Raw genomic sequence first — 10348 nt, 5'->3', positions numbered from 1 at the left:
TCCTTGAAACGCTTGTCCTTCGAGGGCGCGGCGGGGACCTCCTCGCCGGCGGCGCGGCGGGTCGTGGAGGCCCACAGGTCCATGTAGCGGTTGAACAGGTCGGCCTGGGCGGCGAACAGCTTGTCCGGGCGCGAGGCGAGGCCGGTCATCACCTGGGTCATGGCCGGGCCGACGTTGAACGGGTCGGGCGACAGGGCGGCGGACCCGGTTTCAGGCGTTCTGGCGGCCTGGGACAGGGCGGCCTCGGCGATGGCGGCCTGGGCGGTCATGGCGGCCCTGGCCAGGTTCAGCGACAGGGTCTCGAGCATCTGGCGCTGGTCGGCCCCGGGAAAGGCGGGGGCGGCCTCGGGCGCGGCCTCCGGTGTCGGCGCCGGCTCTGGCGCGGGTTGTTCCGGGGCGGCCCTGGCCCGGGCGGCGCGGGGGCGCGGCGGCCTGGCCGAGGCCGGGCGGCCGGCCTTGCGCGGCGCGGGCGGGGCGTCGGTTCCGGAAGCCGGAGGCGGGGAGGTCGGACGCTTGGCCATGGGGAGGCTCCGGAGGGGACGTCAGGATCGGACGGAGGGGCCGTCGCCGCCCTTCCGCCGGTCGCCATCATGGCATATGACCGCCCCTGACATGAACGCGCCGATCCTGAAATTCGCTGCGGCCCTGACCGCCGCCGCCGCCATGGCCGGTCTGACCGCCTGCGCGGGCGCGTTCGATCCCCGCACCGACCCGACGTCCCCGGTGGCCCCGCGGGTGCAGGCGCTGGTCGACGCCCACCGGGAATACCCCCGCTGGGCCGACTTCCCGAGGTCGCTGGAGGCGGAGCCGGAGCCGGCCGTGATCGCCGCGCGCGTCGCCACGCTCGACACCGCGGGCGGCGAGTTGGCGGATGCGGCGGCGCGGATCGAATGGCTGACGACCGGCGACCCGGCCGCCTACGCCGCCGCCGTGCAGGCCCGGGTCGAGGCGGTCCAGGTCGCCCCGGTGACGGCGGAGACCGCCGCCGAGATCGAGGAATTCGCCCGAAGCGCCCGTGAACGCGGCCGCGCCCCGCCGCCGGTCGATCGCCGCTAGTCCGCAGAATCGGTCGCCGGGACGACAGAATCCCGGGATCATCGCCTCCAGGAGAACGCCCATGGCCGCCACGGCCCCCTACGCCTCCACCCTGGCCGCCGACGCCGCCCGGGTCACCGAACTGGCCGCCATCGCCAGCTACGCCCAGATCGGCCGCGGCGACGAGAAACAGGCCGACCAGCTGGCCGTCGACGCCATGCGCACGGCCCTGAACAAGCTCGACATCGACGGCAGGATCGTCATCGGCGAGGGCGAGCGCGACGAGGCGCCGATGCTCTACATCGGCGAGAAGGTCGGCACCGGCGAGGGCCCGGCCATCGACATCGCCCTCGATCCGCTGGAGGGCACGACCCTGACCGCCAAGGCCATGGCCAACGCCCTGTGCGTGCTGTCGATGTCGGCCTCGGGCGGCATGCTGCACGCGCCCGACACCTATATGGACAAGATCGCCATCGGCCCGGGCTACGCCCCGGGCACGGTCGACCTCGACATGAAGCCGCAGGACAATGTCCGCTCGCTGGCCGCGGCCAAGGGCGTCGATCCGCATGACATCACCGTCTGCGTCATGGACCGGCCGCGCCACGCCGAGCTGATCGCCGCCCTGCGCGAGGTCGGGGCCAAGGTGGTGCTGATCACCGACGGCGACGTGGCCGGGGTGATCCACACGGCCGAGCCGGAGACCGGCATCGACCTGTATCTCGGCTCGGGCGGGGCCCCCGAGGGGGTGCTGGCGGCCAGCGCGCTGAAATGCGTCGGCGGCCATTTCCAGGGCCGGCTGATCTTCCGCAACGACGACGAACGGGCCCGGGCCGAACGCACCGGGGTGACCGATTTCGACCGCAAATACGACCTGCACGAACTGGTCTCCAAGGACGCCATCTTCGCCGCCACCGGCGTGACCAAGGGGGCCATGCTGGACGGGGTGGTGGTGCGCAACGGCTTCGTCTCGACCCATACGCTGGTGATGGATTCCTCGACCCGGACCATCCAGCGCATCCGCACGACGAGACCGCTTTGATGGGGGCGCTCTGATGGCCGACGGGGGGAGCCCGCCCGCCTTCCTGGGGGTTTCCCGCTCGCTGTCCGGGCGCGTCTGGCGGCAGAGGCCGGCCGAGGCGGCGCTGATCCGGGCCCATATGCAGGCGTTGAATCTCGAGGAGCCGCTGGCCCGGGCGCTGGCGGCGCGGGGGGTCGGGGCCGACCAGGGGGCGGACTTCCTGCAGCCGACGCTGAAGGCGCTGTTTCCCGATCCGTCCAGCTTCATGGACATGGACGCGGCGGCGGAAGCGATCCTCGACGCCCTGCAGGCCGGGGCCTCGATCCACGTCTTCGCCGACTACGATGTCGACGGCGCCTCGAGCGCGGCCCTGCTGGTGCGCTGGTTCCGGGCCATGGGCGCGGCGCTGCCGATCTATGTGCCCGACCGGGTGACCGAGGGCTACGGGCCCAGCCCCAGGGCTTTCGACACCCTGAAGGCGTCCGGGGCCGAACTGGTCATCACCGTCGACTGCGGCGCGGCGGCCAATGAGGCGGTGGCCCATGCGGCGGCGATCGGGCTGAAGGTGGTGGTCATCGACCATCACATGATGCGCGACCAGCCGCCGGTGTGCGCCGCCGTGGTCAATCCCAACCGGCCGGGCTGCCCTTCGGGGCAGGGCAATCTGGCGGCGGCGGGGGTGGTGTTCGTGCTGCTGGCGGCGCTGAACCGCGAGGCGCGGCGGCGCGGCCTGTTCGAGGGCCGCGAGCAGCCCGACATCCGCCAGTGGCTGGACCTGGCGGCCATGGGGGCGATCTGCGACGTCACCGGCCTGACCGGCTTCAACCGGGCCCTGACCAGCCTCGGGCTGCGGGTCATGTCCGAGTGGCGCAATCCGGGCCTGCGGGCCCTGCTGGCGGCGGCGGGAAGCGAGCCGGGACCGGCCAAGTGCAACCACGCCGGCTTCATCCTCGGGCCGCGCATCAACGCCGGGGGACGGATCGGCAGGTCGGACCTGGGCGCGCGCCTGCTGTCGACCGACGATCCCGACGAGGCGCAGGCGCTGGCCCGGGAGCTGGACGCGCTGAACCTCGCCCGGCGCGAGGTCGAGCGGCAGGTGACGGACCAGGCGACCCGGATGGTCGAGGCCACGGGCGCCCACGCCGACGGCTCGGCCGTGGTGGTGATCGAGGGCGCCGACTGGCATCCGGGCGTGGTCGGCATCGTCGCCGGGCGGCTGCGGGAGCGCTGGCGCAAGCCGGTGGTGGTCATCGGCGTCGACGCCGTCAACGGCGTCGGCAAGGGCTCCGGCCGGTCGCAGCCGGGCATGAACCTGGGCCGGGCCGTGCAGGCGGCCTGGGAGGCGGGGGTGCTGATGGCCGGCGGCGGCCACGCCATGGCCGCAGGACTGACGGTGAAGGCCGACGACATCGGCCGGCTGCGCGACTTCCTCAACGCGCGGATGGCCGGGGAGCAGGCGGCGGCGGAGGCGCTGGACGGGGTCGAGATCGACGCCCTGATCGAGCCGGGCGCGGCGACCCGGGCCCTGTTCGAACAGTTCGAGCAGCTGGCCCCATTCGGCCCGGCCAATCCGGAGCCGCTGTTCGCCCTGGAGCATGTCGCCGTGCGCGAGCCGGCGGCCATGAACGGCGGCCATGTGCGCTGCCGCCTGGTCGGGGCCGACGGGGCCTCGGTCAAGGCCGTCGCCTGGCGCTGCGCCGACCTGCCGTCGGGCAAGGCGCTGCTGGCCGGGCAGGGCGGTCTGAGCGTCGCCGGACGGCTCAGGGCCGACGACTGGAACGGCCGTCGGGGGGTGCAGTTCGAGATCGAGGACGTCGCCGATCCGCGCATGGCGTAAACGTCGATCACCTCGGCCATTTTCCACGGCGAAGCCGCTTGCACCCTGCGGAATCGGCGGCTATATCGCCGCTTCCCCGCGCCGCGGTCCCTTCGTCTATCGGTTAGGACGTCAGGTTTTCAACCTGAAAAGAGGGGTTCGATTCCCCTAGGGACTGCCACGCGGGCCTTGCCCTTCTTCCCGAGTATTGGCGGTGGCCGGCCCGGCCGCGCCCGGTCCGCGGCCGTTCGCGCCTGACGGCGCCGCGCACGATCATGGGCGGGGCGGGGCGAATGCGGCTCATTTGAAGGCGTTTGCGGCCCCGCCGCCGCAAGAAATGTTCGCCGCCGGGCGGAAACCGGTGTTTTTGCCTTTTCCGGGTTTCACAGAACCGTGTTAAACCTATTCCGCCCGCAACACGCGCGGGCCGGGGGAAGACGGTGTCGGACTACGAGGGCGTTGAGACAGTCGAAACGGTGCGTATCGCCGGCCGTGTGAAATGGTTCGATCCCGGCAAGGGATACGGCTTCATCGTGCCCGACGACCCCCGGCTGACCGACATGAAGGACGTGCTGCTGCACATCTCCAGCCTGCGCGATCGCGGCCGCGAGACGGCCGCCGAGGGGGCGCCGGTCACCTGCGACTGCGCCCGGCGGCCCAAGGGCTGGCAGGTGACCGTCGTCCATGACCTGGGCGAGGGCGATCCGGAGGCCGCCGCCCCGCGCCGCAGCCCCGGCGACGGGCCGCGTCGGGACGACCGCGGTCTCGCCCCGGCCGCCGACGACGGCGCCCTCGAGACCGCCGTGGTCAAATGGTTCAACCGCACCAAGGGCTATGGCTTCGTGGTCCGCGACGGCGCCCCGGGCGACATTTTCGTGCATGTCGAGACCCTGAGGCGCTGCGGTCTGGACGACCTGGTCCCCGGCGAGTCGGTGGCGGTCCGGTTCGCCGAGGGGCCCAAGGGACTGGTGGTCGCCGAAATCCGTCCGCTGGACTGAGCGTTCTCCCCGCCGGCGGCGGCGTACGGGGCGGGGGCTTGCCGCGGGCGCGGATCGGCGCAAATTGCGGCCTGCTGTTCTCGAGGATGGAAACGATGTCGCTTCATCGCGGTTTTCTGGCGGGCCTCGCCGGCCTGGCCCTGCTGGCCGGGTGCGCGGGGGCGGGTCCGGCCACGGGCCCGGACGGCGAGCCGCTGGAGCCGCTGACGGTCGTCACCTCGACCGGCGAGCATCGCTTCATGGTCGAGATCGCCGACGACGAGGCCGAGCGCCAGCAGGGGCTGATGCACCGCGAACCGCTGGCCGACGACCGCGGCATGCTGTTCCAGTTCCCCGATGTGGCCGAGCGCGGCTTCTGGATGCACAACACGCCCAGCTCGCTGGACATCATCTATATCGACTCCTGGGGGCGTATCGTCTCGATCGCCGAGCGGGCGCCCCCCAACTCCGACGCCATCATCCCGTCGAACGGGCCGGCGGCCGGGGTGCTGGAGATCCGCGCCGGCCGGGCCGACGAGATCGGGGCGAAGCCGGGGGACCGGGTCCGGCATCCGTTCTTCGCCGAATAAGGCGCGTTGCGGCGGGGGGCGGCGCGTGGCACACACCGCGCCTCTGGATCGGGGCGTAGCGCAGCCTGGTAGCGCATCTGCTTTGGGAGCAGAGGGTCGCAGGTTCGAATCCTGCCGCCCCGACCATTTTCGCGGCGCTTGAGCGGGTCGTCCGGCGCGTTGTAAGGAGGCGGCGTCGCCCGCCACATGAGTCCGCCCCATGCTCGCCCGCATCTATCGCCCCGCCCGGACCGCCATGCAGTCGGGCAGGGCCAACGCCAGACGGTGGCGGCTGGAGTTCGAGCCGGCCTCGGCGCGGACCATCGATCCGCTGATGGGCTGGACCAGTTCGGCGGACATGAACGGCCAGGTGCGGCTGGAGTTCGACTCGAAGGAGGAGGCGGTCGCCTACGCCGGGCGTCACGGCATTCCGTTCCGGCTGCACGAGCCGCAGGAGCCGCCGGTGATCCTCAAGGCCTATGCCGACAATTTCGCCACCAACCGCAAGGTGTCGTGGACGCATTGAGAGGTTTCAGGGCGGCTGGCGCTCGCGCCGCGGGCGTCCGCCGCCTGAGCCGCGGGTTTGCACCGGCGGCGCCTCGCGCTACTGGGGCCGGTGGCCCTCGGGCGCCCTTAGCTCAGCTGGATAGAGCACCCGCCTTCTAAGCGGACGGTCGCAGGTTCGAATCCTGCAGGGCGCGCCATGGGTCCTGACACCAGGCCGGATGCCCCGCACCACGCCAAGGTGATGCGCATGAGCCACAGTCAGGAAAAAAAGAACATAAAAACCACTCAGATGTGAAGTCCGATGGCCTGAAGGTTTGAACCGTCACGCAAGTCACGCCTTATAGGCTTTGCCATTTAAGGAGCTTTCCATGAAGAAGATCGCCACCGCCATTCTGGCCGGAACACTGCTTGTCGCCGGCCAAGCTTTCGCCACCACCGAATCCACTGTCCGCGTGGGTGACCGGGTCGGCGCCGCCTCCGCCGAGTCGAGCGAGTTCGCGGGCGGCATTTCCGCCGGCCTCATCTTCGCCGCCGCTACGGTCGCGGGTTTCGCCCTCATCGCCAGCATCAACGACGACAGCGAAAGCGACTGAATTCCCGCGTCTGACGTGGTCCGAATTCAGGAGCCCCCGTCGTGAAAGCGGCGGGGGCTTTTTCGTGGGCGGGCCGCCCGGCAACCACCGCTGAAACTCGCCGTTGAGCCTTGGTGCGGATCAACACCCGGCCGGCCAATCTGCTGGAACGGCTGGGGGCGGCGCGGGTCCGGCTCAGCCGGCCGCGCGCCAGGCGGCGAGGCCGCGCTCGAGGTCGGCGATCAGGTCGGCGGGATCCTCGAGGCCGACGTGGAGGCGGAGCAGTTCGCCTTCCAGCGCGGGCGGGGAGCGGCGCAGGGCCAGCTGGCCGGTCTCGTGGGTGATCAGGCTCTCGAACCCGCCCCAGGAATAGCCGAGGCCGAACAGCTCCAGCGCCGACATCAGGGCGTGGGCGGCGGGCTCGGAGCCGCCCTTCATGACCACGCCGAGGATCGAGGCGGCGCCCGCATAGTCGCGGCGCCAGAGGGCGTGGCCGGGCGCGCCAGGCAGGGCGGGATAGAGGACCTCGGCGACCTCGGGTCGGGCCTTGAACCATTCGGCGACGGTGAGCGCGGACCGGGCCTGTTCCGCGTAACGCAGCGGCAGGGTGCGCAGGCCGCGCAGGGCCAGCCAGGCGTCATCGGGCGAGACCCGCCAGCCGAGGTCCTCGATCGTCTGCGCGATGCGGCCGCCGACGGCGGGGTCGGCGACGGCGATCGAGCCCATCAGCAGGTCGGAATGGCCGGCGGCGTATTTGGTCACCGCCTGGACGCTGACGTCGACGCCGTGGGCCAGCGGCCGGAAGGCGAGGCCGGCGGCCCAGGTGTTGTCCATCACGGTGAGCACGCCGCGGGCCCGGCAGGCGGCGGCCAGGGCGGCGACGTCGACCAGGTCGAAGGTCAGCGAGGCGGGCGACTCGATCAGCAGCACCCGGGTCCGCCCGGTGAGGGCCGCGAGAATGTCCGCCACGTCCGCGTCGGCGGCGTGGAAGGCGGCGGCGACGTCCCACGCCTTCAGGTGACGGGTCAGGAAGCGGCGGGTGGGGCCGTAGACGGCGTCGGTGGTCAGGACCGCGTCGCCGGGGCGGACGAGGGCGGTCAGGGGCACGGTGACGGCGGCGAGGCCGGACGGGACCAGCCGGACGTCGGCGGCGCCCTCCAGATCGGCCAGGGCGGCGCGCAGCTCGCGGGCCGCGGACAGGTCCTCGACGCCGTAGACCGGGCCGGCGCCGGCGTCGCGCATGCGGGCGGGGTCGTCGTTGAGCAGGGTCGAGGCCCGCTCGACCGGCGGACTGACCGGGCGGCGGCCGGCCCCGCGGCGGGTGGCGGCGGCGATCAGGCGGGTGCGGGCGCCGGGCTCGGACATCGGGGCCTGGGAAGGGGTTGCGGTCGAGGCCCCAAAAGCCTCTAAAGCGGGCGGGGGCGCAAGGTCTGGAATGGCTCGGGCGAGGAGCGGAATGCGGGCGGAAGCGGGTCGGCGGGCGAGGACGGCGGGCGTGGCGCTGGCCCTGGGCCTGGCGGCGGCGGCGTGCGGCGACGCCGGGCGCGAGGCCGGGACCGAGACGGAGACGGTCGTCGCGGCCACCGAGGCCCCGGCCTTCGCCAGCCCGACCCTGCAGGCCGTCAAGCGGCGCGGCCGGCTGAACTGCGGCGTGCACGAGGGTCTGGTCGGGTTCGCCTATACCGACAATCGGGGCGAGTGGCGGGGCTTCGACGCCGACTTCTGCCGGGCCCTGGCGGCGGCGGTGCTGGGCGATCCAGGGGCCGTGCGGTTCGTGCCCCTGACCTCGAGCCAGCGTTTCGACGCCCTGCGCGGCGGCCGCATCGACGTGCTGTGGCGGGCCACCTCCTGGACCATGTCGCGGGAGATTTCGGAGGGCGTCCGCTTCGCCGGGGTCAACTACTACGACGGCCAGGGCTTTCTGGTGCGGCGCTCGCTGGACCTGGCCAGCGCCCAGGAGCTGAACGGCGCCCGCGTCTGCGTACAGCGCGAGACCACCTCCGAGCTGAACGCCGCCGACTTCTTCCGGGCGAGGAGCATCGACTACCGCCCGGTCGTGGTCGCCAACGAGGAGGCGGCGCGCACGGCCTACCAGCGCGAGGACTGCGACGCGTTCAGCGCCGACATCTCGGCCCTGGCGGCGGCGCGGACGCTGCTGCCGAACCCGGAGCAGCACGCCATCCTGCCGGACGTGATCTCCAAGGAGCCGCTCGGCCCGGCCGTGAAGCGCGGCGACGAGGCCTGGACATCGGTGGTGCGCTGGACCCTCAACGCGGTGGTGCTGGCCGAGGAGCTGGGGGTGACCGCCGCGAACGCCGACCGTCTGGCGGGGGAATCGCGCGATCCGCAGATTCGCCGGCTGCTGGGGGCCGAGGGCGACATCGGACCGGCCATGGGCCTGTCAAGAACATGGGCGAAGAACGCCATAGAAGCATCGGGGAATTATGGAGAAATATTCAATCGAAACCTCGGCCCGGATTCATCGCTCGACCTGGCGCGCGGCCTTAACGCACAATGGAACGCACGGCCGGGCGGGCTGATCTACGCCCTGCCGATCCGATAACGACATCGGCCGAGGCCGGGGGGAACGATGGAAACGACCAGACGCCGCGGGATTCCGCTCTATCTGTGGATGCTGCTGGGCTTCGCGGCCGGCCTCGGGGGCGGGCTGTACGTCAATCTGAACGGGCTGGAGGTCATTCCTTGGGTGATGGAGATCATCCAGGCGGTCGGGCAGATCTTCCTGCGCCTGCTGTTCATGCTGGTGCTGCCGCTGCTGTTTGCGGCGCTGGCGGTCGGCGTCGCCGAGATGGGGGATCTGAAGTCGCTGGGCCGGGTCGGCTACAAGACCCTGCTGTTCACCATCCTGGTCTCGGCCATCGCCGTCGGCATCGGCCTGGGCATGGTCAACTGGTTCCGGCCGGGGGACGGCGTCGATCCGATGCTGGCGCAGCAGCTGCTGGACCAGGGCCGCGAGGGCGCCTCGGCGATCGTCGGCAATGCGCCGAAGAGCATCGAGGCGGGGCAATTCTTCCTCGACATGATCCCGTCCAACGTCTTCGCCGCCGCGGCCGAGAACCAGATCCTGCCGGTCATGGTGTTCGCGCTGATCTTCGGCATCGGCATGGTGATGGCCAAGAGTCCCGCCACGGACAGGCTGCAGGAGACCCTGCAAGGCCTGTTCGAGGTGATGATGAAACTCATCAATTTGGTAATAAAGATGGCCCCGATCGCCATCGCCGCACTGATGTTCAATCTCGCGGCGGTGTTCGGCTGGGACCTGCTGGTCCGGCTGGGCGCCTATGCCGGCGTGGCCCTCGGGGCGATGGCGATCCACATGTTCGTGGTCTATCCGCTGCTGGTCTGGATCTTCGGCGGCATGAACCCGCTGAAATTCGCCAACGGGGTGCGCGAGCCGTTCGTGGTCGCCTTCTCGACCGCCTCGTCCAACGCCACCCTGCCGATCGCCATCAAGGCGGCCGAGGAGAAGCTGAAGCTGCCGAAGCGCATCTCGCGTTTCGTGCTGACCGTCGGGGCCACCGCCAACCAGAACGGCACGGCCCTGTTCGAGGGGGTGACGGTGCTGTTCCTGGCCCAGTTCTTCAACGTCGACCTGAACCTGCAGCAGCAGCTGGTGGTCATGCTGGTCTGCATCCTCGGCGGCATCGGCACGGCCGGCGTGCCGGCGGGGTCGCTGCCGGTCATCGCCCTGATCCTGACCATGGTCGGGGTGCCGGCCGAGGGCATCGGCCTGATCCTCGGCGTCGACCGCTTCCTCGACATGTGCCGCACCACGCTGAACGTCACCGGCGACCTGGTGGCGGCGACCGTGGTGTCGCGCGGCGAGAGCGACG

Annotated in this window: 10 protein-coding genes, 3 tRNA genes and 1 pseudogene; 12 read left to right on the top strand and 2 right to left on the bottom strand. The window is 71.5% G+C overall.

Translation table 11 applies throughout. The features are described 5' to 3' along the window. Positions 1-521: pseudogene (locus Q0588_RS05345) on the bottom strand (class I poly(R)-hydroxyalkanoic acid synthase); the annotation flags it as partial. A gap of 91 nt (positions 522-612) precedes the next feature. Between Q0588_RS05345 and Q0588_RS05340 the strand changes: the two are divergent. From Q0588_RS05340 to Q0588_RS05295, 10 genes are all read left to right on the top strand, one after another. After that, complete coding sequence (locus tag Q0588_RS05340) at positions 613-1056, top strand: hypothetical protein (RefSeq protein ID WP_298744420.1); 444 nt, start codon at positions 613-615, stop codon at positions 1054-1056. Between the two features lie 61 nt (positions 1057-1117). Continuing rightward, positions 1118-2074 carry a class II fructose-bisphosphatase gene (glpX, locus tag Q0588_RS05335; protein WP_298744418.1) on the top strand — a complete coding sequence of 319 codons (957 nt, stop codon included), beginning with the start codon at positions 1118-1120 and terminating at the stop codon, positions 2072-2074. Between the two features lie 13 nt (positions 2075-2087). Beyond that, on the top strand, positions 2088-3890 hold the full coding sequence (gene recJ / locus Q0588_RS05330) for a single-stranded-DNA-specific exonuclease RecJ (RefSeq protein ID WP_298744416.1): 1803 nt from the start codon (positions 2088-2090) through the stop codon (positions 3888-3890). Positions 3891-3975: 85 nt separating this feature from the next. Next, positions 3976-4050: transfer RNA gene (locus tag Q0588_RS05325), tRNA-Glu, on the top strand. A 259-nt stretch (positions 4051-4309) separates the two neighbouring features. Beyond that, positions 4310-4867, top strand: coding sequence for a cold-shock protein (locus Q0588_RS05320; protein ID WP_298744415.1), 558 nt, complete (start codon positions 4310-4312; stop codon positions 4865-4867). A gap of 95 nt (positions 4868-4962) precedes the next feature. Continuing rightward, the gene (locus Q0588_RS05315) at positions 4963-5436 is read left to right on the top strand and encodes a DUF192 domain-containing protein (protein ID WP_298744413.1); all 474 of its coding nucleotides are present in this window, start codon (positions 4963-4965) and stop codon (positions 5434-5436) included. 49 nt (positions 5437-5485) lie between these two features. Beyond that, a tRNA-Pro gene (locus Q0588_RS05310) sits at positions 5486-5562 on the top strand. A 73-nt stretch (positions 5563-5635) separates the two neighbouring features. After that, complete coding sequence (locus Q0588_RS05305; protein ID WP_298744411.1) at positions 5636-5941, top strand: ETC complex I subunit; 306 nt, start codon at positions 5636-5638, stop codon at positions 5939-5941. A 101-nt stretch (positions 5942-6042) separates the two neighbouring features. Beyond that, positions 6043-6119, top strand: a tRNA-Arg gene (locus tag Q0588_RS05300). Between the two features lie 171 nt (positions 6120-6290). Next, positions 6291-6515 (top strand): hypothetical protein, encoded by a 225-nt coding sequence (locus Q0588_RS05295; RefSeq protein ID WP_298744409.1) that lies wholly within the window; start codon positions 6291-6293, stop codon positions 6513-6515. Positions 6516-6689: 174 nt separating this feature from the next. Here Q0588_RS05295 and metC read toward each other — a convergent pair whose 3' ends face one another. Then, a complete protein-coding gene (gene metC / locus Q0588_RS05290) occupies positions 6690-7859 on the bottom strand; it encodes a cystathionine beta-lyase (RefSeq protein ID WP_298744407.1) in 1170 nt (389 codons plus the stop codon). A 130-nt stretch (positions 7860-7989) separates the two neighbouring features. On the opposite strand from metC, the gene Q0588_RS05285 reads away from it, so the two are divergent. Further along, positions 7990-9057, top strand: coding sequence for an amino acid ABC transporter substrate-binding protein (locus tag Q0588_RS05285; protein ID WP_298744405.1), 1068 nt, complete (start codon positions 7990-7992; stop codon positions 9055-9057). A gap of 27 nt (positions 9058-9084) precedes the next feature. After that, the coding region (locus Q0588_RS05280) for a dicarboxylate/amino acid:cation symporter (RefSeq protein WP_298744402.1) at positions 9085-10348 on the top strand (1264 nt) is incomplete at its 3' end.

The organism is uncultured Brevundimonas sp. (genome assembly GCF_937870815.1).
In the GTDB taxonomy this organism is placed as follows: domain Bacteria; phylum Pseudomonadota; class Alphaproteobacteria; order Caulobacterales; family Caulobacteraceae; genus Brevundimonas.
This window is presented reverse-complemented; position numbering and strand designations above follow the sequence as displayed.